This window comes from Paenibacillus tengchongensis (genome assembly GCF_008973665.1).
GTDB classification, from domain to species: domain Bacteria; phylum Bacillota; class Bacilli; order Paenibacillales; family Paenibacillaceae; genus Paenibacillus_AQ; species Paenibacillus_AQ tengchongensis.
The window spans coordinates 294,963-319,712 of sequence record NZ_WACP01000001.1; the positions used below are offsets into that span (position 1 = coordinate 294,963).

Consider the following 24,750-nt stretch of genomic DNA (forward strand, 5'->3'; position numbering starts at 1 on the left):
CTAAGCCTCAAGCGTCAGATATTCGTATAGCTGCGATCGCAAATTGCCTTCCTCGTGCAGTGAGGTCGATACCCCCGGAATGGTCGGGCGGTTATCATCTGCGGCATTGATCACACTGCGAACGACAGGAATCAGCACGGCAATGACGATAGCCACACACAGAAAACCGATGGCGATAAAAAGACCGGTAGAGATCGCATCTTTTTTCATTGTTAATATCTCCCTTTTCATTGTATATTTTTAAATCATGCTTGAAAATAACAAAAACATTCGCCTCTCCGCTACTTTCCACTGCTCCCTCACAAAAATCACTGAAACAGTCCTACGCCGTCGAAATTGCCTTTAATCAGCAGGATGTACTGCATCGCCAGCGAGACAATCATCAGAAAGGTGGCGATCGATGGAATTACATTAATAATCGTTGAAAGATCACCGATGGAAGACCACTTCTTGAGGTACTGGTCACTGGAAATTTTGGTGATGATTTGTCCCTGCTCCCGCAGATAGTTCGCGGCTTCTGTATCATCGTCCATCCCTTCGGTAGCGAGCAGAATCGAGCGGAGATCGTTAATGAACGGATGGCCGGCCGGAAATTCACCGCAGAACCATTCAATGGCCTTCTCTGTCCCTTCATCCACCGCCCGTTCGGACAGCTCGTAAAGATCCTGGCGGATATGCTGAAAATGCCCGGCTACCCCTGCGCAGAAAGCGCCGAATTGTACATACCCCCGCTTGCGCAGCCGGTTATTCTCATAAAGACGGATGAAGGAGATCAACTCGCCATCTTTTTGGATCAATGTCCGTCTTTGCAGCCAAGCAAGCAGCCAGCCAAACGGCAGGAAGCGGTTAGGACTGCTTACGAGCAGAATCAGTATGGCAACGAGCAGATCAGACAAGGACAGCGGAAGCTGCCGGATAAAGCCGCTGATGATTTGGATGCCCAAATAAATCAGGGCCGCCGAGTAACGGAACACGATCAGCTTACCGGCGGAGAGGGCCAGGCCGCTCTGATTGAGGATTAGTTGAAGCCGCTCATTGTGAACTTTTTCCCCCAGTTCCTTCCACTTCACACCGAGGCTGAGTAAATACCGCTCCTGTCTGCTGCTGCTGCTCACAAACACGAGCAATGCCAGGTAAACAATGCCCGACACGGCAATTAGTAATAGTAATCTCTCCATGTTTTATCACCTTAGTGGTAGTCCAGTTTAGTACTTGCCAGCATTGTACTGATCAGGAAAGAAACAAACAGGCCGGTTACTATGACCATCAGAAACGTTAAGCCGACAGTCGTCTGAAACTGCAGCTTGAAATAAACGCTTGGCCGCAGCATGTACATAAAGGTTCCAACCGAGGCCACCAGAACCACGAGATTTCCGTACAGTCCCAGGCTAATGGCATCTCTGCTGCCCGCTTTGACCGTCAGAATCGTCTCCCGCTGCTGCTCCATGGAGCGGTTCAGCAGCAGCAGCGAGCTTTTGAGATGGCGGGTGCCCTCTTTCTCGCAATACAATAGGTCCGAAACGAACTCTACGGCAAAAGTGGTGCCAATCGCTGCCGAGAACCGGCTTGCTTCCGCAGAAAGCTCATACCCGTTGCTGTAATTGGCAAAAGCCGCACCGAGCAGCCTCAGCGGAGTTCTCAGTACATTATCCGGACTCAGCAGTTCCCCGGTCTTCGACAAAATGGAATCGACCGAAAGGTGCGTGAATTTTGCGGCGATTGTGATCACTTCGAGCAGATCGTAGCTGCCGCGCACCTGCCGCTGAGCGTAGTTGTACCGCATCCGCAGATAAGGAATACTTGCCGCAAGCAGCGCCAGAAACAGCGGCAGCCGCCATGCTCCCTTTACCGGTCCACCCCCGTCAAAGGCCATCCCTTCCAGAAAAGGATTATGGAAGCTCAAATGGCCGGGAAGCTCTTTCAGCGTCAGCAGTGCGGACAGGAAGACCGCCGCAAACACAAATCCGGTACGCATGACAAACCGCAACATACTGATGCCGGGCTCATATTTACGGTCCGCGAAGTAAAGCAAGTCATCCAGGTGTCGGCTTAGCCCTTTTGCTTGAAGACGGCTGACCCTTTGACCCATCCGGTTCTTCCTGAGTCTCATCCGAAAATCCATTTTCCGGCCGAACTGCTGCAGATGCCCTTCAATCAGCGGTTTAACGAGCAGCCAAAGCCCCAGCCCAACGAGTAAGTGAAAGAGAAAACGCACCAGGGAGAGAATTATTTCCACATCTTCTGCCTCCTCACTCGTTCAGGACAATTTTGGACTTCAGACTCTCTTTAAGCGGTGCCGACATCGGCCTGCGGGCCGCCAGCCGGTCAAGCTCCTCCTGCAATTTCCTTGCTGACTGCGCGTCTCTCCTGGCCATTTTTGCCTTCAATGAACTTGTCAGCTGGTTGTTATAACTCCAGTTCCGGCTCTCTTCCTCCCAGCGCATAAGGTCGCTTGCAAATACCGAATTGTGGTCTGCATCATAGTAGACCTCGGAAATCCGCGCCAGCCGTTTCCTGCCGTCCTCCACGCTCTCCAGAATAAACACCAGCTCGCACGACTTCAGCGCGGAGACCAGATGCCCTTTCAAGCTACCGCCAATCCGCGTAGACACGGCAAAAGCTCCCTGGTACGGAATATCCTCGGAATCCACGGTATGAAAGGTGCCGGTAATGCCGTCATAGCCCTTTTCGCCGCTCCACAAATAAAACTCCCATTCGTTGTAACGCATTTCTGTCATGTAGAGAATGTTCGGATCGTGGCGCAGGGACTCCACCCCTACCTCCATTAATTCTTCATTAGCGGCTTGAATGGGGATGATCCGGTGCCCTTTAATCTGGTACGGTAAAATCGACTCCGGATGCTTCTCAATCATCACCACTCCCATACAGGAGGAGGACCCCAGCAGCTGCTCACCGACAATAGTATTGGCAAACGTAGTCTTGCCCGAGCCTACGGCTCCTGCAATGATCGTGTTGCGGAAGGTGCCCGCAAGCGCGCGGATCATCTCAATCGACTCGGCGGGAATACACTCCGTTCCGGCCTGATCCTCCAAATTCAGAAACTCTACCACCTGGCGGCGCAATGAGATCGTGGTAAAGCCTTCCCAGACCCGCGGTGATACCCAGATGGCAAGACGGATAAAACGCCCCGGCCACAGAGGATCATCCATTTTAAATTCAACCGAGGGGTTGTCCTTGTTCAGCTTTTTGTCAGGGTCACTTTTGAGCAGGGAGCGTTTCAATTGTTCCACCCGGTCGAGTGAAGGCATTTCATACGGATAGGCCACAAATTTCCCCCGGTGATTATAAAAGATCTGCGTGCCGATCATCTGCAGACCCGTCGATTCACTGTAGGCTTTGTCGGTGAACCAGCGGTAGGCCGGGCCGAAGCCTTTCCATTCGTGAAAAAGTGCTTCCGCCGCATTTCGGTACGCCTCCGGCACTTTGCCGGTGAACGGGGTTTTGCGCAAATATTTTTCAATCTCATTCATGAAAAAACTGACTGCCTGCGGATCTCCGACCAGCGCTTTGCCATTGAGCTCGAAATAGCTATCCTGCTCCCGTTCGAGACCGGCGTTCATGTCATTCTTCATCCGCTGCAAAAAAGCATAAAAATCCTCCTGGCCCGGCGTGCTGGACCGCAATACCCTTTGCTTTAGTGAAAACGGCTGCAGCCCCGGCTGCTGTTCTTGATCCGGACCATGCCACTCTTGCCCCATCCAGGGCTCTTCCATATAGTATTCGATCATTGAAAAATCCCCTTCTTCCTGGCTTCCTGTGCCAGGCCAAGCGACACCAGCAGTGCATGCACCTTGTCGTCAAGCTGCTGCAGCTCCTTTTTACCTAGCGGCATTTGCTCTATAAACGGCTGGTAATACGGCAATTCAAGCAGCAGCTCGCTGCCGAACCGCTGGGCCATGTTTTTGGGCGAGCTCATTTCATCTACATTGCTGCGGTTGATGATCAGCTGAAAATCTCCGGGTGTAAGATCCAGATGTCCGGCAAGCTCAAGCAGCGCCTGCAGCCTGTATTCATGCTTCGGATGGGTTACCAGCATATGCAGGGCCGACTGCTGCATCCCGACGTACCAGGCCGCGCTTTCCGGAATAGCACCGAAATCGGCGACTACCACATCCGCATGTTCCCCGGCCACTGTGAGCAGATATTCAATTTCCTCCTCCTGATAATCCTGGGTGCTTAAATAATCGCAATTGCCAGGCAGATAAAGGTAACCGTCAAGCCTGATAAAGCCCTCCAAATCTTCGGCGTGAAGCATCTTGCCGGTCAGACGAGGCCGGAGCTTGTCCAGGCTAACAGAGGTCTTGCGGTCATAGCCGGGATCATAGACATTAAGCCCCAGTACAATGACGCGAAGTCCGGCAGATGCGATCCGCCGCGCGAACAGTCGGGACAAACTGGTGCATCCGATCCCGGGGCCCGAACCGAAGAAGCCGACGATATTGCGGCGCAGGGAATATTCGTCCTCCAAGATAAACCGCAGCTTATCCATCATGGCCGACGAGGTGGTGCGCGGTGGAATAAACCATATCCCCAGACTTTCACAGAGCATATGTACAGCCTGATATCCCCTGACTCCCTTCTGGAGATAGACGAACAACAGAGAAGTCCCCGGATAACTGCGGCGAAGTTCGGGCAGCGCCGGGACGGGCATACGGTCGCTGGTCACGATAAGCAGATGTCCTTCGGTCTGCTGCGGATCAGGCAGCACATTTTGCGTGATCACCGTATATCCGGCAAGCTTGATTTCATTGACCGTCAGCTGGTCGAGGCCGAGACTGAACAGTTTCATATATCATCTTCCTCCTTTCAAAATCTCTTGCTATTGCACACGTACAATCCATAGCTTCATGCCCTGTTCCAAATACTGCCCCAGACGCTCGCCGTCACTTTTTTTAAGCTTCAGTTCTGGAGCGGCTACCTTGCCGGTTGAGGTAATCCGGTTGTTGTTGTTCCCATTCTCGCTGTCGAGCACATCGTTGTTGTCTTCTGAACGCACATAATTTACCGTAACGTCACTTAAGAACAGGTTGGACCGGGAAACTTCCGGTGATGATTGCTCCGGGCTAGCCTCAACAGGGTTTGACACGGCTGGGCTAGCTGCAGCAGAGCCTGCCGGGGAAGGGCTGGCTAAAGCCGAGCCAGGCGCTGCCGGACTGTATCCGTCCGAAGGTCTGTCGCGCGAAGCACCTTCCACCAGGTAAATATCCACCCTGTCTTTACTGCGGAGCGAACCATTGATGGCATAAATCGCGTCCTGGGGAATTGGAAAAATTCCTTCATCCTGCCGCGGCGCCAAGTCGCTGACATCAACCAGCGCTCCTGTCAAAATGCTGCCATCCGTCAGATCGGTATTGGTCATTTTATACTCAGCCCGGGAAAGCTCCGTGACGGCATCTGCAGGAATATCCTTTGTCTGCACGGTATCAAGGTAGAGATCACCCGGCTGCAGCACATAATTCCGTGGCAGATAGCCGCTCCCGGCTTTTACCTTGACCACAGTCTGCGATAAGACGTACGGTTTAAAATAAAGGTCATAGCCCAGGAGGCCGCCAAAGCCGATCAGCAGAATAAGAAAAGCAAAGAAATAATTGCGTTTCAGCATAGTTCCACGCTGCGAAGCCAAGTTTATTCCTCCTTTCATTGATTTCTGCGCATGACAAAACGCACTTCGGCCTATGTCGCCAAAATGCTGGTAAAATGCTTTTTTACCGTATGGATGAAATTTAGAGTTGTAAAAGAGGTGGATTTAAACAGATACCTGAGGATACTGCGGAAACTAGAGCGTCTCCGGCTGAAGAAGAGTCCGGCGAAAGCTGCCGCATAAAGCCCGGCAAGGGCTGCAATGAGGAGCTTCCACCGGCGAAGGACTAATTAAACACTACTGTCTTGTTGTGATGAACGAGAATACGGTCCTCAATATGCCATTTGACCGCACGGGCAAGGACAACCCGCTCAATGGTGCGCCCGATGCGCTTAAGCTCGTTCACATCATCGCTGTGGCTGACCCGCTGAACATCCTGTTCAATGATCGGCCCGCCGTCGAGTTCTTCCGTCACATAGTGAGCTGTAGCCCCTATGATCTTCACTCCGCGTTGATATGCCTGGGCATAAGGCTTGCCGCCGACGAACGCCGGAAGGAACGAATGATGGATGTTGATGATCCGGTGCCGGTAATATTCAATGAACGAAGGTGAGATAATCTGCATATACCGGGCAAGAATGATCACATCGATTTCCTCTCCGATCACTTCAAGCTGCCGTTTCTCCGCCTCCGCCTTAGTCTCCGGCGTAACCGGAATGTGATGGAACGGAATGCCGAAGGACTCTACATAGCTCTGCATATCCGTATGGTTGCTTACAACCAGGGCAATATCGGCATCCAGATCGCCAGCCTGCCACTGCCACAGCAGCTCGACAAGGCAATGGTCTTCCTTCGATACGAAGATCGCCAGCCGCTTCTTGTAGCTGACATTAATAATCCGCCAATCCATTGTGAAACGCCCAGCTACCCCATTGAAGCCATCGCGCAGTTCATCAAGACGCTGCTCGAGTTCCGGCAAATCAAACTCAATTCTCATAAAGAACATCCCGCCGTCCGGGTCGAGGGTATATTGGTCGGAATGAACAATATTGGCTCCATTCTGGAATAAAAAGTCTGATACCGCCGCCACAATTCCCGGTCCATCGGGACAAGATATAAGCATCCGCGCCCGGTTAGGGTACTGGCCGCTTGAAGAATGATCTCTTTTCACATGCAATTCCATAGTTGCTGCCCATCCTCTCATCTGCTAGCGCATTTCTTGAAGTTCCTTAAGCGTTATCCAGGACCTGCTTGCCGGCCAGCCAGGCGATCAGCCGCTGATTCAGCGCTTCCTCGCTCAATTCCGGGAATAAGCCTGCAGCCGCCACATTGTCATACAGCCGTTCCAGCGGCTCGCGCGGATCCGCTTTCTTGGCCTTGGCATCGTTCTTTAGCAGCTGCCATACATCAAGCACATACTGGCGGCCTGCAATATCCTGCTTGGCAAAAAAGTCATGCAGACGCGCAACATCCTCAAGGAACTGCGGACCGAAGCGTTCGCTCACATTCCCGCGCAGCAGGGCAATTTCCACTTCGTACATCGGCCGCACCGTCTTGGCATCCTTGCCGATCCAAGGCGTCTCCAGAATAAAAGGCAGGTCCTGCAGCAATTCATGGTGAACTACCTTGTTGATGGTCTCAAAACCGATCCAGCCGCTGCCGATTGGCGTATGCCGGTCTTTGCCCGCTCCGCACGGATTCTTGCTGTCATTGATGTGCACAACACCCAGCCGCTTAAGCCCGATAACCTCATCAAATTTACGGAGCACCCCGTCCAGATCCCCGACAATATCATATCCGGCGTCGTGGATGTGGCAGGTGTCCAGGCAAATCGACAGTCGCTCGTTATGTACGACCTTGTCAATGATGGAGGCAATCTCTTCAAAGCTGCGGCCGATTTCGGTCCCTTTACCGGCCATGGTCTCCAGCGCAATGTGCACTTCTGTCTCATGAGTTCCCCCGAGCACTTCATTCAGCCCCTCGGCAATCCGCTGAACGCCATATTCCGCATCCTTATCTGTGTAAGCCCCCGGATGGAGCACAATATGCTTAACATTCAGCGCGTGGGTGCGGCGGATTTCTTCCTGGAGGAAATCAACTGCCAGCTGATAGGTGTTGCTCTTATAGGAGCCCAGATTGATGATGTAGGGGGCGTGGACTACAATCTCATCTACACCGTTCGCCTTCATCGCCGCTTTGCCTTCTTCAACGAACATGGCTTCGATCGGCTTGCGCCGTGTATTCTGCGGCGCACCGGTATATATCATAAACGAACTTGAGCCATATTCACTCGCTTCATTGGCTGCGCTAAGCAGACCCTTGTCCGCGCAGGACACATGTGAACCTATTTTCAGCATGCCTTCTTTCCCTCTTTCCTTCACGAATTAACCCTTATTCTACCGTGATCGGAAGCAGAAATCTAGGCAAGCCCTGGGCATGGTCCTCTACTTCGCAAAATTAAGAAAATTACGCTATACTTTAAAGATTATCAAAGGGCTGGCAGGACAAGAGTCAGGAAAGGAGCAGGCCTTTATGAGATACGTAATCTTCGGCGGCAGCGGTTTTATCGGACGTGAGCTGACTGAGTATTGGCTGAGCGAAGGCCATCAGGTAATTGTGGTCGGACGCAGCAAACCAAATAGTCAGCCAAAGCGTATGGGACTAACTTATTGTTCATGGGATGACCTCGCTGCGGATCCCGGACTTATTGAAGGAGCGGATGCTTTGGTTAATCTGGCCGGCGCCGCTCTCAGCCAGCGCTGGAGTACAGACGGCAAGCAGGCGATCCTCTCCTCCCGTCTGGAAACCGTTTCCCGGGTCGCCAAGGTGCTCAGTGTAATGGACCCTAAACCGGAGGTAATCGTACAAGCCTCCGCTGTCGCCATTTACGGCACCTCACTCGATAAGGTCTTTGATGAAGCTTCTCCGGCAGATGTGAGCGATTTTCCGTCGGAAGTGGTTCAGGCATGGGAAGCCTGCGCCGGCGAAGCTTACTACGATATCCGGGTCGTCAAACTGCGGACCGGAATCGTACTGGGCAACGGCAGCGGTGCCTTTCCCAAGCTGAAACTGCCATATATGCTCGGGGTCGGCGGCAGGGTCGGCAGCGGCAAACAATGGCTGTCCTGGATTCATATCCGCGACATGGTCAGGCTGATCGATTATTGTGTCCGGAACAAGGCGATAGAAGGAGCAGTCAATGCCACCGCTCCCCATCCTGTGCGGAATGAAGATTTCGGCAAAATGATCAGCAAAGTCTATCACCGGCCCCATTGGTTCCCGCTTCCGGCAGCAATACTAAAATTAATCCTTGGTGAAATGTCGGAAATTCTGCTGGCGGGACAAAGGGTGATTCCCGCCAAAGTGCTGAACCACGGCTTCACCTTCAATTATGAAACATTGCACTCCGCATTGAAGCAGCTTAAAACGGAATAAATCCGGCAGACCCGGGGTCATTCAAGCCGAGCGAAAGGTATAACGGCCCTTCACAATGCTGAAGACTGTCCCATCGTGTAGCAGGTACTCTTTATATGGAACCATAGCCTCGCCCTGGAATAGAGTGCCGTTCCGCGAATCCAGATCCTTCAGCACGTATCCCTCCGGGCCGCGGGAAATCTCGGCATGCACTCTGGAGGCTCCCTCAGATTTCTCAACATACTGGGCAACCTCCGGGGATCTCCCGATAATAAAGCTGCTGTGGTTCAGTTCAATCATCTCCCCAGGGCCTTCCTCGCCATCTTGAACCCGCTCAAGATACGGCGCCGCCCGTGAGCGTTGCCCCGCCTTATGTTCTCCCTCAACCGGGCCCTGCCGGGATAACAAAACAGTTGCTCCGGCATGGGCGGGTGTGGAGAGGGGACCGGGAGGTGCAATGCTGTCCTTTCGAATAGATTCATTTTGCCTGTTATCCTTAAAAAGCTGCCGTGGCACCTCCTGTTCCGGCTTTTGGGGAGCCTGTGCAGGTCCGGTGGCTACCGGATGACGGCCAAAATCCCACGCCAGTTCCCGGCCGCCCTGCAGTCCCCGCTCTCTCCCGGCAGCTGCTTCTTCCGGCACTTCTGCGCTCCCGGCAGGCTTCCCTCCGATCACAATCTTTCCGGTCCATACCACAAAGGTTATTGTAGCCAGCAGCAAAGTCAGTAGTGCGCAAATGCCCATCCGGGCATTGGAAGGATCACTGAGATAGAGCAGTTTCCAGGCCAATGCGCCAAGCACAATACTTCCGAGAAGAACATAGACCCGGTAAGCAGCTAACTGAACAGGCTCAGCAGCCTGGAGCACCATTTCGTCACCCAGAGGCGTTTCTGCCCTAAGCCGCAGTTTAGGATAATCCTCTTCCCAAGGAACAGAACCCGATAACGGCAACTCAGGGGATGCATGTTCCCGCCGCGTTTGCCCTTTGACAAGGGTTTCCACGTCAAGATACATATCCTTGCTTAGCTGCGGAGCTCCATTTGCCGGTTTATCTTCATAATTCACACTGTAAGGCCAAGCCATCTCTGTATCCCCAGATGAGGCATCACGGCTTGGATCCGGCAGAACCTCAACGGTCAGCAGTTCAGAGAGCATCCTCTTTAGTCCTGACGGAGTAAAATCTTCAGCCGAGCAGTATCGCAGCAGCTTCTGTACTCCGCTGCCGGCAAGCTCCGTTACAGCAGGCATCAGCACCATGATTAGCGACTTGAGACGTCCCCCTGCACTTGGAGCGCTGCTATCGGGCTCCATCGGGATGCAGGTGAGATAGATTTCACCGCCTTTCAATGGCCCTTCGACGAAAATGTAATCCTCATGCAGCGCGTATTGCTCCGTACGCAGCATGTACAGCCGTCCTTCCTCCATTGCTACAGCGATCTGCAGCAGCAAACCGAAAAAATCCATCATCGTAAATTTCTCGCCTACAAGCAGATGGCTGAGCATTCTGCGGCGGCCTACAGTGTACTCAAGCGTAATTTGCAGATCTATCTCACGCAGCTGCAGCCGCAGATGATTCGGGATATCGCTGTTCATCAGCATACTTGCCTGAACCGGATGAATCTCTCCGCGGGATAATCCGCCTTGCCGGCCCAGCAGCATCGTGATACCGTCCTGCTGAATAAAATCACTGCTAAGTCCAAACATCCCTCGACCTCCCTTCTATACATAAATGTAAGTACAGATGTACGCAGGAACGACCGCCAGCATAAAGGGAAAGCGCAGCAAGTCACCGCCGGCTGCCGGAAGCTGCACTTGCCCGCCATGCAGCAGCATTCCAGCACTTCTGCTCAGCAAGCTGCGGAGCCGCTTTCCCGTCTCCCGCCTGGATAGCACAATAATCCAGCCAATGATTGCGCCTATAAAGACCGAATACACCAGCAGCTGCAGAGTGGGAAGAGCGCCTATCCAAGCTCCGATGGCCGCAAACAGCTTGACATCTCCTCCGCCTACAGCCCGTATCAAATATAAAATTAGCAGTACCAGAAAACCCGTTCCCGCTCCGCAGGCGGCAATGAATAGCCCTTTCCAGCCGCAGAACAACATTTGGAATAACAGACCCGTCCCCAGCATGGCCAAAGACAAGGCGTTCGGTATCCGCATATGCCTTATATCCGTAATGAATGCTGCCGCCAGAAAAGGTACAGCCCCCCAAAACAACCACTCTGACATCGCTATTTCTCCTTCTCCCCGCTCCGCTTCACAACTGTAAAAGTCGCCTCCAACGCCGTTCCATCCTCAAGCTGAATGACAAACGGCCAGGAGCCGGGCGTCGTGTTTACGCCTATCTTCCATTCCCATTCGATGTAGCCCTGATCGTCAGCTTCCTTCCAGCCGAGGTATTTGGCCGTACTTTGGCCGCTTTTGTAAAAGATGGACAGGTTCGCCCGCGCATGCGGCGGGACTTTCACTCTGATCTTCCCTTGACGGTTAGCCACGCCAGGATCAGGCTTCTCCAGTACAACAATGGAATTTTCGTTTCCTGTATTCCCTTCAGCGTCACTGTTCTTGGTGTTCCCGGTAGCGCCGATCCATACACGCTCGGCGGCGCTTGCTTCCAGAACGATCTTCTGATTCAGGAACGGCACCTTCATCGGCAGCGTATAGCTGACCACCAATCCGAAATAGGGTGCAGCTTCCCCGTTTCCCTTCAGGTTAGGGACTGTCACATTAGAAACGTGGATCCGTTCATAATCCAGCCAATCAGAGGTAATATACGGCTTCAGCAGCGGCTTAACCGCCAAATCAAGTACAGCCTCCGAGGTCTCGGCCTGGAGCTGCTGCAGCGGGGCTTCACCGCGCCGGATAGCTGCCTCAACCCACTGGTCCAGCGGCTCAGGCAAAGCCCCGGCAAAATCTGCGCTCCACTGCTCCAAGGAGAGGCGGGGGATGGTGTAACTGCCGGAAGCTAGACTGCCGCTGCTTCCGGATGCACCGCTGGAGAGACTGCCGCTGCTTCCGGATGCTCCGGTGGAACCGGGCTCCGCCTCACCCTGAGTACCGCCGTTCTTGTCCTCCAGGCTTTCCATGGCCAATGCTGCCGGATACATGTGGGCGGAGATCATCTTTACCGTATCGGAGGCTGTGCTTTGCAGCGCCGTAGAGTACAGGGTCATCTGGATGATAAAAATCAGGAACAGCACAAACAGCAGGAAGACAGGGAGAATCATTGCCGCCTCAACTACCATACTGCCCTCATCCTTGCCACCACGTTCTTCCTGCCGCTGCCTCATCATCCCCACCCCATTAATAGGCATAATCCGCCCGTACTTGCTTGTAGTAAACCTTGTCCCGTACATTCCCGGGAAGCCCTGCACCAGCGTTCACCATCTGCACCACACCCGGCAGGAACCACAGCCGCAGTCCCATAACAATCTCCGCCGAAGCGTAAGTACACTTGCCGGCGGGGTCGATGCCTGTATTCAGCCGGATAAGTGCAAGCATCCGGGCCAGTTCGGCTTCTCCCCCGCCATGCAGAACCATAAAGAGCCGCAAGTAATCACGGTAACTCAGTTCGGTCTGCATATATTTGCTGAGCGGAATTGCACCATTCTTACAGAGCAGCGCCATGTCCTGCAGCGCCTGTCCTGCTCCGTACAACAGCGCAGCGGCCAGAATGGCCAGCGGATGGCCCAGCTTGGCATTGTCAATAAGCCCTTCCATAGTCCGGATAGCCAGCCGCAAGGCAAAGATCTCGCCGAAGGCAGCCGCCACATTGCCTGCCGGGTTATGAAACCCGTACAGAATGTATTCCAGTTCCTGAGCATGGGGATCGAGCTGCAGTACACTCCCTTCTTCCAAGGAGCCGGCAGAAACACCGGATGTAAACAGGCCCAGTTGCGAAAGATCCATATGCGGAAAATACAAAGCAGCATACTCACTCTGAAACACCCTGTCCCTGGCCCCCTCCATGATACCGCTGATGGCGCTGTACACTCCGTCCGCCTTAACCATAGAAGCATTTCCGGCTGTATAGGGATCTGCCGCAATCTCCTCTGCCGCTTCTGCGGCTCTATCGGTCCCCTCGTTAAACGCCACAATCTCCTGATAATATTGGCGAAGAGTGCTGAAGCGTTTCATGGCTTGTTCCGCACTGTCTCCCAAGGCCTGCATCCTGTTCAGCACATTCGCTGCATCCCCCAGCTTGACCTTCGCCTGCTGCTCCAGTTGTTTGCGTTGTCCATCCGAGGTGCGCCGGGAAGTAACCCGCTCCGCTTGCAGCGTAATAACGGTTCCGCCATCGCCGTATTCCAGGATATACCCACTAAGAGAGTTTGAGGCTTGCAGGACAGCATGGTACATCAAGGATATATCGGCATCGGCACCCGCTGCACCGGCAAGAGCTTCCGGCAATGCTGCTATCACTGGCTGTATGGCCTGCGCTTCGGCAGACTGTGCAGATAAATCTTTGCTCATAGATTCAAGCTCAGACCTACTGAGAATCAGCTGCTCCTCCTGCTCACGGATTTGCCGCAGCGGTTCGCTGCCCATCTCGCCTGTGCTTCCGGGAATGTCCCAATCCCGGCTGCCACCAGCCGGACCGGAAGTTGTGTTGTTTCTCGATTGCTCGAGAAGCACGGCCATTTGTCCGTTAAGCTTAACCGTCTGGTCATATGCTGCTTCCGCCTCGGATAACAGACGCTCATGACCAGTCGCAAAAGCGGACAATGCTCCGGGAAGACGACCCAATAATCCGGCCGTTTGATTCATATAGCTATTGACCACTTCCCCATACCGGTTCGGAGTATCCTTTTCCCGATATAAATCGGAATAATATTTGCCTGCATAATCGCTATGCATAGCGACAATATCTGCAGTGCTTGAAATGGCTCCTATACCCCTGCTGGCAATGGCATCGGCGGGAGGATTCATGATCAGCGCCTGCAGCTGCCTGCCGCTCTCTGCCGCCTGCTTTCGGCGCTCAAGCATAACATCGAGCGCTGCTTCCCGCTCATCATATAAGGGCTGAAGTTTGGCCAGCACTTTGGCGGTGCGTGACGCTTCCCCCATCGCTACCGACAAAGGCTTGAATTTGCGGGCCAGCTCAAGTGCAAAATCCACGGGGGCCTTATACTTCATCTCTTCCATAATTTCTTTGCGGAAAATATCGTAAGTGCCTATAGGCCGGCTAAAAGCGAGAGCGGAGGAGTCCAGCTTGACCGGAAGCAGATTAAAAGCATCTCCGCGTCCGCTTTCATACAGATTTCCGTTCAATGCTTCTGCCAAAAGCTCATCGCCGTTCTCTCCCCCAAAGGCAAACAAGCCATAGCGGTTAAACAGCTCATTATCAAAGGATGACATCACCGAGCGCACAGCGGCTCTGGCCAGACGTTCCTCTTGGACGTTTGCGGCGGCAATCCGCGCATAATCAATCAGCACGGCAGTAAACAGGAATACAAAGGCCAAAGCCGAGATCAGAAAAACAGACACAGAGCCTTCTGCCCGCTTAATTATATTCCGCCGTCCGGCTGCGCCTCGCTTCATCAATTCCGGTATGCCTCCTTATGACTACGGAAGCCCGTACGGCAGCCGCGGCCTTAACTTGTCGTGCATGGTCAATGCAGCTTGGATAACATCTGGCCCGCTTCCCGCTGATCCATACCGGCATCAGGCGAATTGGATTGCGGGTTCCTCTGGAATTTGGCTCCAAAATAACGCATCAGTTCCACGGTCCGGATAAACTCGGCCGGCTCGGCCACCGCTGACCGCGCAGCAACCCCGGGGTCAGCTCCGTCTGATAACAGCCCGTCCAGAACAGGCAAATTCAGCATACGCCGCAGACTCACCCCGACCGAACGTCCGGTTAGCCCGTATTGGTACTGAACCTCTCCGGGCATATTTGCCGGTACAGCCGCCGTCCCCTTACGTAGCTTCATCTTTACCAGGTTTCCCGTTTCATTCTGAACGGGCAGTGTTGCCTTAGCTTCGCTTGCCCCGCTGCTGGTGCCGAATAAAGAAGCGACCAGTCGATCATCCGCGAGGCGCCAGTATAACGAATCGGACTCTCCCGGAGCGAAAGAACCGTCCGGCGCTTTGTTGCTGTTATCCCAGTTGTATGAGGTGCGTTCGGAGGCCAGGGAGGCTACCTGCAGCAGCATCGACCGCTGGTAGGTGTACAGACCGAAGAAGAGCAGCAGCAGGGTAATGCCCATCAGAATCGGCAGCAGCATTGAGGCTTCCACCGTAAAGCTTCCTTCGTCATCTCCTGCCTTCATGTTCATTACTCAAAGACTTCCTGGCTCTTGCTGCCGGCAGTCGAAATCAGCGATTTGACCACTTTAACGATTTCTTCCCTGAAGACCAGCACAACGGCAATGAGCACCGCGATGATCATGATCATTTCGAGTGTGCCGAGGCCCTCCTCTTCCTTCCACAACCGTACTGCACTTTCCTTAATCAGTGTCATCATCAGCTTCATCCTCCTACATTTTGAGCATCATGATCGCCGGTGTCCCCACCAGCACAATTACAATCAGAAAAATAACCACCATCGGAAACACAAGCTTGGCGGAGGCCTGCTCTCCGCGCGTGCGGCTGATCGCTTTGCGTTTCTCCCAGAGCATCCGGGATAAGTCGCGGAGCGCCAGCACAAAGTCGCTTCCTCCCCTGCGGTAATTCAGCAGCACCGCCGTCGTAAACAGCGAAACCTCCTGCACGGCACAGCGTTTGCTAAAGTTCTCGAAAGCCTGCTGAAACGAATATCCCCCTTCCCACTCAGCGGTCATTGTGAACAGCTCCTTATAGAGCGGATGGGTAAAATCACCCTTGCGGCTCTCGATACAGCGGACAATGGCCCGCTGCACATTCTCGCCGGCACCGACCAGCAGCACGATGCTGTTCAGCAGCTCGGGCAGCTCCATCAGAATCCGCTGCTCCCGCAGCCGCACCTTCTTGTGCAGATCGCGGGCCAGTGCTGCCGGCAGGAGCAGGGCCAGCATCGCGCCCAGCAGAATACCGGAGATTTCCCCGCTGAACAGTGTCAGGGCGCTTCCGGCGATGAGCAGCAGCCAGCTGTAGCCCAGCATCTCCCCCATAAACAGCAGCGTCCGCTCACCACTGTGCCGCACACCGTAAAGCTGCTGCAAAGAACGCTGAATTCTTAGCCGAACAGATGGGAGATAGCTGCTTATTCTCCCCTTCTCCAGCAGCAACAGGAACGGCTCGGTCAGCCTGCGCAAGCGCAGACCTTCCACCCTGATACTCCGCAGACCGGCATACCGGGCTCCGCATCGCAGCCGCAGCAGCAGCCAGCCGAATGCACAGCAGCAGATCAGAATGCCGCATAACCATTGCACTTCCCCACCCCCTTTACAGCGGAATATCCATAATTCTTGTAGTCCAAACGTAGCAGAGGGCCAGACCAAGCAGCGCCAGCGTGGATATGGCTATCCCCGCCCCAGTATACATTGGCTGCATATAGTCTCCGGCGGCTAGACTCATGAACAGCACCATGGCAAGCGGGGCGATGAGCAGCGCCTTGGCCTCGAACTTCTTCTGGGCGATGCTGACGGCAATGTCCTGCTGCATGTCCAGCTTCTCTCCGATCACCGTAGAGGTCCGCCGCACCACTTCGACCAGATCGCCGCCGGTTCGTTTGCAGACGGAGAACACATCGGCAAACCGCTCCACATCCTCCAGTCCGGACCGCCTGCTGAAATCCTGCAGCGCCTCCTCCACCGGCTGGCCGATTTCCATGCGTGCGCAGATGATGTTCAGCTCAAAGATCATGTCGCTGCTCCCTTCCGGGTCCAGCATCCGCAAATCTTCGGCAGCCTCGCGGAAAGCATTCTCTACCGACCGGCCGGCCGAGAGCGACGAGGCGAGCGAGAACAGCGTCTGCTTGAATTGCAGATTCAGCGCCGATCGTCTGCGGCTACGCAGATAATCCCGCAGCAGCCGCGGGCCGTACAATCCGCCGGGAGCAAGCAGCAAGGGCAGGTACAGATTGTGATAAAAAAGGTAACCGACACCGTAAAGCAGCAACGCCCCGGCAGCAATCGCCGTCCCTTTGATTAAAGGAGTCAGGTGGTACACTGTGTAATCAGGCAGCCGCGTTCCGCCGCTTCCGGTATCTCCCGGCTGTCCCGTCTGCGGACGCCCGGCAAGCTGCGCTGGCGCTCCCGGCGTCTTCTTCTGCCATTGAATCATTTCGCATCCCCCTTTTCGCTTGAACCCGCATGAAAACGGGCAAGCGGGTAGCTCTGAATGCCTGCCAACTGCAGTTTGGCTGTATGGATTAGCGGATTGCCGCATGGAGTAAGCCCACCCCGAATTCTGCCTCCCTGCTCCCAGGTCTCCCTGAACTCATATAGCGGATTAAGCAGCACCTCCCCGTCCTCCATGCCGGAAACCTCGCAAATTTCCACCACCCGCCGCGAGCGATCCCTCATCCTGGATAAGTGCACAAAGATGTCGATGGCTGAAGCAATCTGCTGCCGGACAACCGGGACCGGCAGGTCGGCGGCCGACAGCGCCATTGTCTCCAGGCGGCTCAGCATATCCCGGGCACTGTTGGAATGTCCTGTACTGAGAGATCCGTCATGCCCCGTATTCATCGCCTGTAGCATATCCAGACATTCCGCTCCGCGGACTTCCCCGACCACAATCCGGTTAGGCCGCATCCGCAGTGACGAGCGGATCAGATCGCGGATCGTAATCTCACCTCTTCCTTCCGTGTTGGCATTCCGCGTCTCCAGCGAGACCAGATTAGGTACGGTAACAATCTGCAGCTCGGCCGAATCCTCAACGGTAATCACCCGTTCCTGTGGAGGGATATACTGCGAAAGGGCGTTCAGAAAGGTCGTCTTCCCCGAGCCGGTTCCCCCGCTGATAAAAATGTTATACTTGGCCGCCACCAGGATTTGCAGCAGCTCTGCCGCTTCACCGCTGATTGCCTCCCGCCTGACCAGCTCATCCATGGTCATCGGGGTCTCCGGGAACTTGCGGATGGTCATGGCCGGACCCTTCAGCGCCACCGGCGGCAGCACGATATTGACCCGCGAGCCGTCCTTCAGGCGCGCATCGACAATCGGAGAAGCATCATTGACAACCCGGTTCACACCCGAAACCACGGTCTGAATGATATCCTCCAGCCGGGTTCTGGATTCAAAGGCCAGCGGCAGCCGGCGGATCTCCCCCTCCTCTTCCACAAAAATCTCCTCATGGCAGTTGATCATGATTTCCGTGATCTTCGGGTTGTCCACCAGCGGCTGCAGCACATCCAGGCCTCGAAAGGAATCAAACAGCTTCTTCACCAGCTCATGTTTCTCCTGGGCGGTCAGATAGCGCAGGTCGCCGCGCTCAAGAATTGTCCGCCTGATGTAGGCAGTCAGCTCCGCGTTCCCCACCGCAGAGGTCACGTCCAGGCCGCTGCGGATATCGCTGCGCAGCCGCCGGAATAGCGCTTCGTTCATCGTGCGCTCCCTGTAAACACCCGCGGCAGAGCAGGCTCGACCAGATCCATGCACAGCTGCTTCACTCCGGCCAGAAACTGCGGTGCATTCAGGCGCAGCTCGCCCGGATGAGGCATTCCCCAAGAAGGAATCCGGGGAAGAATACCGTCCAGGCTGACGACGGCCGAAACAGCATCCGCCGCAGCGGGATCTGCGGCATCGTTCAGGACGAACCTGCTCTTCTCCAGAATGCCTTGAGGCAGCCCGGAATGCGGCTGGCCGCAGTGGGCAAGCCAGCGGGAGGTCTTATACAGGCTCCCTTCATTCCCGTTCAGCACCCATAGCAGCAGACCGCAGCGTTCAAGCACGGCCCGGGTCCGTTCTTCCTCGATACCGCCGGTATCCACAATGACAACATCATACCCTCCCTCTCCGGTGAAGCATCCCAGCAAATCAAGCGTATCCCGCCATGTCATCTGGAGTATTTCGTTCAGATTCTCCACCGGCCGGAAGGCATCTGCGCGCAGCGTCTCATGCCTGATGGCATAGGCACCCGGCTCCGGCTTCCTGCCCTGCTGCTTCTCCGCAGCTTCCCCGCCGGCCTTAAGCTCATACAGCAGCCGCTCCAGACCGGATGCGCCTCCGCCGGGCATCCGTAGTACCAGACTGCTGCTGTCCACACTCTCCAGGTTCAGATAAAAGACGGACAGGCCCGTCTCTCCCAGCAGCTTGGCCATATTCAAGGCCACGGTGGTCTTGCCGCTGCCCCCTCCTGCCGAAACGATTCCGAGCAGCATCGGCTCGTCTCTGGCTGCAGCCTGCAGTCTGGACCGTTTCACCTGGCAGAGCTGCAGCATGGCTTCCAGCAGCGCAGGCAGCGACTGATACTTGGCAATCGTCTTCCCGCCGCCCAAAGTCACCGTAGTCCGGGAGAGCCCGTTCCCCGGTTCGCTAAGTACCGCCCAAGGTACATTTCCTCTCCCTTCCACCATCCAGGTTTCAATAAAAGTCGGATCACCGACAACGGCATCCGGCTGCTGTTCTCCGTTCATAAATTCCATAAATGTGTCCACCCGGCTGAACGCCGCGATCCGCAGAACATCGCTGTATTCACTGGTATGGATATAATGCAGCAGCGGTTCGATATATGCGCTCTCGCGCACGGCCAGCACAACCATCGCCCCCAAAGCTCTTCACTCCCATCATTCTAAATTTAGACAACAAAAAAGCACCGCCAATAACCGGTTTTACGGCTATCGGACGGTGCTTCCGTCGTTGTTCCTATAATTTACAGCAATAGTAGCATATATATAAGCTCTCAGCAATAGTTTTTTTCTCACAGAAACCTCTGCCTGATCTCCGCTGTCGGCACCAGGCACTGCTCATCCCGGCCAAACCAGCGGTATCTGTTCTTGGCGACAAGTCTGTACACGGCATCACGCAGCGGTGCGGGCACCGCTGCCAGCAGATAAGCCAGCGGCCAGGGCGGCCGGAGCCTGCGGGCAATCCGCAGCGCTGCAGCCGACTCCGTATAGTATCGGCCATTTTCCACCACAACCACCGTGCTGAGCTCACTTTCGGATAATCCGCCCGCTTTCAGGAAGCTACGCCCGGATTCACTCTGCAAGGAGGCAAAGCGGATATGCCCGTGCGGATCGCGGGGAATAATGAACCGGACAATGGCCTGGCACAGATGGCACACACCATCGATCAGCACAATCATATGGTCTACATCGCGGATGTTTTTTTTCATGCCGATCCCTCCTTCCATACCCTCCGGTACAGTATGTCCCAAAGCCCGTTAAAAAACAAAAACGCGGGATGGCTCCCGCGCATTTATCCTCTATCGTCCGAATTATTCGGCAATTGCCTTATCAATCCATTGTTCTCCGATCATTTGTCCTTCGAATTCAGGCGTGAAGGCTTCCATGCATCTGCAGATGAAATCCTTGCGGCATACAGGGCACGGAGTCTTAAGCAGTCGGCTGATGTTGGTCATCTTCCATTCCGGAAAACGGTTGTAGAACGCGCGGCACTGCGTTCCATCCGCAAGCTTGATAATGAATTCGTACAACCCTTCCTTATCATTGCTGCTGGCTTTGGTCACATTCGTAATTTGCGGTCTGTAAGACATCTTCATCACCCATTTATTTAAATTTTTATAATTAAAAGCATTCACGGCACAAGAGACACTTAGACATATTAAAGAATTTCGGGGGTGATGTCAACCAAAGCCGCCGTATTCCAGCCGTTTCATGCTTTTCCTCCGGATTCTGCCTTAAATTCGCCATCTTTCTCAGGATTTCATCAGCTTGGCTGTCCTTTAGAGAACATTAAGCTCCACTTCAATATTCCCACGGGTAGCTTTGGAATACGGGCAGAAAGCATGGGCTTTCTCCGCCAGCTCCTGCGCCTGCGCCTTGTCTATTCCCGGCAGCTTGATATCCAGCCGCACAGCCAGCTTAAATCCCCCGTCGCTCTCATCCTTACCAATCATCACATTGGTGACCACTTCCACGTCCTGCAGTGTTACCTTTTCTTTACGGGCGATGTTCGCCAGCGCACTTTCATAGCAAGCTCCATAACCGGCTGCAAACAGCTGCTCGGGATTTGTGCCAGCGCCACCCGGGCCGCCCAGCTCTTTAGGCATCTTCAAATCATGCTTAAGCACGCCATCCGAGGATTCCACTCGGCCTTCCCGTCCACCGTGTACTGTAGCCGAAGCTGTATATAATGCATTCATCGTCGATCTCTCCTTTATTAGCTGAGTTTTAGACATACACCCTTGTTTTAAACCAACCGCAGCATTTGAAACGGATTGCACCAAGTTTTACCTTTTGACAAGGTTGTGGCTTGCATCCCGATATTAATAGTGTAAAATTAAATTGTGTTAAATCTAAGATCGGGAGGTATTATTCTTATGAGCGTATATGATTTTGAGGCTACAACATTGCGCGGCGAGCAAGAATCCCTGTCCAAGTACAAAGGCAAGGTGCTGCTCGTTGTCAATACAGCCAGCAAGTGCGGTTTTACGCCACAATACAAGGGTCTCCAGGAAGTCTACAATAAATTCAAGGACCGCGGATTCGAAGTGCTGGGCTTTCCCAGCAACCAGTTCGCCGGACAAGAGCCCGGTGACAGCGAAGAGATTGCCGAATTCTGTGAGCTTAATTACGGGGTAAGCTTTCCCATGTACGACAAGGTGGATGTCAAAGGGGATAACGCCCACCCGCTGTTCAAGTACCTGACCCGTGAAGCGCCGGGCGTACTGGGCTCGAAGAGCGTAAAGTGGAATTTCACCAAGTTTCTGGTCGACCAGAACGGCCGCGTCCTGAAACGTTTTGCTCCGCAAACAACCCCTGAGCAGATTGAGTCCGAGATTGACAAGCTGCTGGACTAAAAATGAAGACTTTCACCTGAGCTCCCCATTCGGCGTAAGCACCGGACCAGGGGAGTTTTTTTGGCTTGTTACAAGGAATTGAGCAGTCTGCGTAGAATAGCATTAGTCACGCAAGGAAATTTCTGGAGGGGATACAGCTATGGAGGAGGATTACCTCCGTCGGGCTTTTGATTACATCGAGGAGCATTTATATGAGACGATCCGGCTGGACGAGCTTGCCGGCAGCGGGCACATCTCCCTGATGCAGCTGTACCGGGAGGTTTACCGGGTATCGGGACACAGCGTCAAAGATTACATCCGCAAAAGGCGGGTCAGCAGCGCCTGCACCCAAATCAAGAACAGCGGGCTGAGCATGACTGAAATTGCCTTGAGGAGCGGCTTTGACTCCTTACCCTCCTTCTCCAAGGTGTTTAAAAAAATTGTCGGCCTCCCCCCCATGGAGTACAGACGCCATCCGGTATTCTTCACGTTTCCGCCGCTCACGCTAACCGTGCCGACGGCATCAAGCCGGGTTAAGGTCCTGGCTCAGCGGACGCTCAGCGGTGTAAGCGGCATTTATTTTCCGGCCGTTTCAGCCGATATGGAGCAGCAGGCGATTCACGCGCTGCTGCCGGCGATCCTGCATGCCCAGAGTTCTGGCTACCGTTACCGGATCTTCGGTATTACCAGCCTGCAAGATACTCTACCCCATCCTGCTTCCTACACCCTGTTTATTCACAGTGAAAATCACGAATATTGGCGCAGCTCTATGGCAGAAGCCCATTTCCATTCCATCGTCTCCGGAGAGCTTACCGGCGGCGAGTTTGCTATGCTCAGCGTTCCTTGGAACAGCGATACCAACGGGGCCTGGGATGAGCTTTGCAGCGGCTGGCTGGCTGCCAGCATGTTCTCCCTGTCAGGTACGCACTGCCGTGAGGAATTTCTGCTGAATGCAGCGGGGAAGGTAAAGGGGCTTCGTCTCTGTCTGCCCATTGTCAAGAAACAAAGCCCGGCCCTGATTACCATTTCAACATTGGCGGAACAGCGCTACATCATCTCCTGCGCAGCCGGTGCGGGCGCCGAGGAAAGAGCCGCCGAGCGGCTGCTGAAATGGATCGGGAAAGCCGGCGCAGGTGCACCTCAGCTTTTTTATATCCAGACCGGTGAAGATACTTACCGCTGCGGCGCCGCCCTTCCGCCTAATGGTGATTGCCCGGCTCTTGATAACGGCCTGTCTATTGAACATCTGCCTGAAGGTCTTTATGCTGTAATGCCGGCTGAAAGCTACGGTGACTTCTCAAGGCTGGCGGAGACCATGCTGCGCTGGCTGCGGCAGGAGAGTCCTTATACTCAGACCGGCCTGCCCTTTGCCCTTTATACCCTCAATTCAAGCTGTGAAGAGACCGGAATGTTAATCTGTATTCCCGTCGCCGAGGCAAATGGTTAAGAACGGACAAACATTTTTCATTGATCCTCACTATAATGAAGCTGACAGTTATTCCAATTAAGGAGGACACTACTAATGACTGAGCCTTTGCGGAAAATAGACCCCGTACATATTCCTGGAAGCTTCTCGCCCAAACTGCGACCGCGGGTGATTGAACTGATTCGTCAGCAGCTGCAGGGCAAAGATACCCCCCGGACTGATTCCATCAGCGGTGAATCGCCTTATATCCTTCATCTCCCGGAGCTGCATACCATAGGATGGCTAAATGCCGACGCTGCCGGAGAGCCCTACCCCGATCTGTGGAGCCATGTCTTCGGGGACTTCGATATCGACGGCAAATTTGACTCCATCCCCGGCAAGGTCCAGGCCAGCGGCTGTTATTTGGGCATCTTTCAGGGATGCCGCGAGGTTCCCCGTCTCTGGGAGGCAATCGCCTGGAACTGCAATTTCTTCCTGGCTGTAGAAGTCGACGACTTCTCTACCGTTCCGGAAGCCTTGATGAGCCGGATTTTCCCCTCCTCCCAATACGCTGTCTTCATTGCTAAGGGCACGCCCGGCGAGGCCTACTTTAACACCTGGAACTATATCCAGCAGGAATGGTTCCCGGCTTCCGAGTATCGCTTCAATGAGGCCGGGGTGTTCTTCATCAACTTCACCGAGGAATCCGGTCCGGATGACGAACGATTCCGAGCGCATCTATGCGTACCGGTTGTGAAAAAATAATAAATATGCAATAAAGCCGCTCTCCATGATGAGGGCGGCTTTACTATATCCAAAAAAGTAAAAGACCCCTGCTATGCAAGGGTCTCTTTCAAAATCTACAGTTATGCGGTAGAGAGGACTCGAACCTCCACGAGCATACGCCCACTCCCCCCTCAAAGTAGTGGGCCTGTTTTGATCTATTCCGATTAATTATGAAAAAGAGGCTGTCCCAAAAGTAGTTTTCATTCTACCTAAGACAGTTCATTGAGAAAAAATGGGTCGCAAAAAATAGCCGAGCAGTCATTCTCCTGTCATTGGAGAATGACTGCTCGGCGTTTTTGCTCTACTGCAGCTTGTTTTGTAAGATTGTGGGCAAGGGAAAGCCATCCGACCTCTAAGGTGACTTTCTCCATCCCTCGAAGCAGAAACCGCCGGAAGCCCCGGTTGTTCTTCACTTGCCCAAATACACTTTCCGACTCCGTCATCCGTCGCACCGCCAAGGCGTACCCTTCCTCGCTTCGAAGGAGTTCCTTGGCTTGCTTTTGGTACCGTAAACGTTCCAGGCTCACGACGATTTCCCGGTCTCCCACTGCCTTCGTGCACCGTTCCTTGAATGGGCAGCCTACGCAGCTTGGACTTCGGTAATGACGCTTGTGAATGAAATATCCGCTTTCCATCGTTTCCTTGCTTTCTTTGCGGAAATACAGGGTTCTGAAGTTAGACTGAATAGTAGACACAGAATATACTGAAAGGAGCA

General features: G+C 54.0%; 25 protein-coding genes and 1 pseudogene. 4 read left to right on the top strand and 22 right to left on the bottom strand.

Going from position 1 to position 24,750, the window contains the following annotated elements; translation table 11 throughout:
* The 8 genes from F1381_RS01080 to F1381_RS01115 all read right to left on the bottom strand — a co-directional run bounded on the left by F1381_RS01080 (position 1) and on the right by F1381_RS01115 (position 7,959).
* Positions 1 to 210, bottom strand: coding sequence for a hypothetical protein (locus F1381_RS01080; RefSeq protein WP_151732981.1), 210 nt, complete (start codon positions 208 to 210; stop codon positions 1 to 3).
* A gap of 98 nt (positions 211 to 308) precedes the next feature.
* The gene (locus F1381_RS01085) at positions 309 to 1,178 is read right to left on the bottom strand and encodes a hypothetical protein (RefSeq protein WP_151732982.1); all 870 of its coding nucleotides are present in this window, start codon (positions 1,176 to 1,178) and stop codon (positions 309 to 311) included.
* An 11-nt stretch (positions 1,179 to 1,189) separates the two neighbouring features.
* Entirely contained in the window at positions 1,190 to 2,236 is a 1,047-nt protein-coding gene (locus F1381_RS01090) for a hypothetical protein (protein WP_151732983.1), read from the bottom strand.
* Between the two features lie 13 nt (positions 2,237 to 2,249).
* Positions 2,250 to 3,749 carry a P-loop NTPase family protein gene (locus F1381_RS01095; protein ID WP_151732984.1) on the bottom strand — a complete coding sequence of 500 codons (1,500 nt, stop codon included), beginning with the start codon at positions 3,747 to 3,749 and terminating at the stop codon, positions 2,250 to 2,252.
* Positions 3,746 to 4,810, bottom strand: coding sequence for a P-loop NTPase family protein (locus F1381_RS01100; protein ID WP_151732985.1), 1,065 nt, complete (start codon positions 4,808 to 4,810; stop codon positions 3,746 to 3,748). The genes F1381_RS01095 and F1381_RS01100 overlap by 4 nt, the downstream gene beginning before the upstream one ends.
* 30 nt (positions 4,811 to 4,840) lie before the next feature.
* Positions 4,841 to 5,644, bottom strand: coding sequence for a hypothetical protein (locus F1381_RS01105; protein WP_151732986.1), 804 nt, complete (start codon positions 5,642 to 5,644; stop codon positions 4,841 to 4,843).
* A gap of 244 nt (positions 5,645 to 5,888) precedes the next feature.
* Positions 5,889 to 6,785: a formyltetrahydrofolate deformylase gene (purU, locus tag F1381_RS01110; RefSeq protein WP_151732987.1), complete on the bottom strand. Its 897-nt coding sequence runs from the start codon at positions 6,783 to 6,785 to the stop codon at positions 5,889 to 5,891.
* Between the two features lie 46 nt (positions 6,786 to 6,831).
* Positions 6,832 to 7,959, bottom strand: a complete 1,128-nt coding sequence (locus F1381_RS01115) for a deoxyribonuclease IV (RefSeq protein WP_151732988.1) — start codon at positions 7,957 to 7,959, stop codon at positions 6,832 to 6,834.
* A gap of 175 nt (positions 7,960 to 8,134) precedes the next feature.
* Here F1381_RS01115 and F1381_RS01120 point away from each other — a divergent pair, with 175 nt between their 5' ends.
* Positions 8,135 to 9,037 carry a TIGR01777 family oxidoreductase gene (locus tag F1381_RS01120; protein ID WP_151732989.1) on the top strand — a complete coding sequence of 301 codons (903 nt, stop codon included), beginning with the start codon at positions 8,135 to 8,137 and terminating at the stop codon, positions 9,035 to 9,037.
* Positions 9,038 to 9,058: 21 nt separating this feature from the next.
* Here the strand turns inward: F1381_RS01120 and F1381_RS01125 are convergent, their stop codons facing one another.
* The 13 genes from F1381_RS01125 to F1381_RS01185 form a co-directional block, all read right to left on the bottom strand.
* The gene (locus tag F1381_RS01125) at positions 9,059 to 10,720 is read right to left on the bottom strand and encodes a DUF6382 and FHA domain-containing protein (RefSeq protein ID WP_151732990.1); all 1,662 of its coding nucleotides are present in this window, start codon (positions 10,718 to 10,720) and stop codon (positions 9,059 to 9,061) included.
* Between the two features lie 15 nt (positions 10,721 to 10,735).
* Positions 10,736 to 11,245, bottom strand: a complete 510-nt coding sequence (locus F1381_RS01130) for an A24 family peptidase (protein WP_151732991.1) — start codon at positions 11,243 to 11,245, stop codon at positions 10,736 to 10,738.
* Positions 11,246 to 11,247: 2 nt separating this feature from the next.
* Positions 11,248 to 12,309 (bottom strand): TadE/TadG family type IV pilus assembly protein, encoded by a 1,062-nt coding sequence (locus tag F1381_RS01135; protein ID WP_246187882.1) that lies wholly within the window; start codon positions 12,307 to 12,309, stop codon positions 11,248 to 11,250.
* A 10-nt stretch (positions 12,310 to 12,319) separates the two neighbouring features.
* The gene (locus tag F1381_RS01140; RefSeq protein ID WP_151732992.1) at positions 12,320 to 14,557 is read right to left on the bottom strand and encodes a hypothetical protein; all 2,238 of its coding nucleotides are present in this window, start codon (positions 14,555 to 14,557) and stop codon (positions 12,320 to 12,322) included.
* Between the two features lie 71 nt (positions 14,558 to 14,628).
* On the bottom strand, positions 14,629 to 15,294 hold the full coding sequence (locus tag F1381_RS01145; RefSeq protein ID WP_246187859.1) for a TadE family protein: 666 nt from the start codon (positions 15,292 to 15,294) through the stop codon (positions 14,629 to 14,631).
* Entirely contained in the window at positions 15,294 to 15,482 is a 189-nt protein-coding gene (locus F1381_RS01150) for a Flp1 family type IVb pilin (RefSeq protein WP_151732993.1), read from the bottom strand. The genes F1381_RS01145 and F1381_RS01150 overlap by 1 nt, the downstream gene beginning before the upstream one ends.
* A gap of 13 nt (positions 15,483 to 15,495) precedes the next feature.
* Positions 15,496 to 16,368, bottom strand: a complete 873-nt coding sequence (locus F1381_RS01155) for a type II secretion system F family protein (RefSeq protein WP_151732994.1) — start codon at positions 16,366 to 16,368, stop codon at positions 15,496 to 15,498.
* Positions 16,369 to 16,381: 13 nt separating this feature from the next.
* Positions 16,382 to 17,221, bottom strand: a complete 840-nt coding sequence (locus tag F1381_RS01160) for a type II secretion system F family protein (protein ID WP_151732995.1) — start codon at positions 17,219 to 17,221, stop codon at positions 16,382 to 16,384.
* A complete protein-coding gene (locus F1381_RS01165) occupies positions 17,218 to 18,486 on the bottom strand; it encodes a TadA family conjugal transfer-associated ATPase (RefSeq protein ID WP_151732996.1) in 1,269 nt (422 codons plus the stop codon). The genes F1381_RS01160 and F1381_RS01165 overlap by 4 nt, the downstream gene beginning before the upstream one ends.
* A complete protein-coding gene (locus F1381_RS01170; protein ID WP_151732997.1) occupies positions 18,483 to 19,652 on the bottom strand; it encodes a P-loop NTPase family protein in 1,170 nt (389 codons plus the stop codon). The genes F1381_RS01165 and F1381_RS01170 overlap by 4 nt, the downstream gene beginning before the upstream one ends.
* Before the next feature lie 149 nt (positions 19,653 to 19,801).
* The gene (locus F1381_RS01175; protein WP_151732998.1) at positions 19,802 to 20,218 is read right to left on the bottom strand and encodes a thiol-disulfide oxidoreductase DCC family protein; all 417 of its coding nucleotides are present in this window, start codon (positions 20,216 to 20,218) and stop codon (positions 19,802 to 19,804) included.
* Positions 20,219 to 20,320: 102 nt separating this feature from the next.
* Entirely contained in the window at positions 20,321 to 20,599 is a 279-nt protein-coding gene (locus F1381_RS01180) for a hypothetical protein (RefSeq protein WP_151732999.1), read from the bottom strand.
* A gap of 189 nt (positions 20,600 to 20,788) precedes the next feature.
* Entirely contained in the window at positions 20,789 to 21,208 is a 420-nt protein-coding gene (locus tag F1381_RS01185; protein WP_151733000.1) for an organic hydroperoxide resistance protein, read from the bottom strand.
* Positions 21,209 to 21,385: 177 nt separating this feature from the next.
* On the opposite strand from F1381_RS01185, the gene F1381_RS01190 reads away from it, so the two are divergent.
* The 3 genes from F1381_RS01190 (at position 21,386) to F1381_RS01200 (ending at position 24,014) form a co-directional block, all read left to right on the top strand.
* Complete coding sequence (locus F1381_RS01190) at positions 21,386 to 21,865, top strand: glutathione peroxidase (RefSeq protein WP_151733001.1); 480 nt, start codon at positions 21,386 to 21,388, stop codon at positions 21,863 to 21,865.
* Positions 21,866 to 22,004: 139 nt separating this feature from the next.
* The gene (locus tag F1381_RS01195; RefSeq protein ID WP_151733002.1) at positions 22,005 to 23,291 is read left to right on the top strand and encodes a helix-turn-helix domain-containing protein; all 1,287 of its coding nucleotides are present in this window, start codon (positions 22,005 to 22,007) and stop codon (positions 23,289 to 23,291) included.
* 75 nt (positions 23,292 to 23,366) lie between these two features.
* Positions 23,367 to 24,014 (top strand): GyrI-like domain-containing protein, encoded by a 648-nt coding sequence (locus F1381_RS01200; RefSeq protein WP_151733003.1) that lies wholly within the window; start codon positions 23,367 to 23,369, stop codon positions 24,012 to 24,014.
* 290 nt (positions 24,015 to 24,304) lie between these two features.
* Here the strand turns inward: F1381_RS01200 and F1381_RS01205 are convergent.
* Positions 24,305 to 24,706 (bottom strand): annotated as a pseudogene (locus F1381_RS01205) (transposase); the annotation flags it as partial.
* Positions 24,707 to 24,750: the final 44 nt, after the last annotated feature.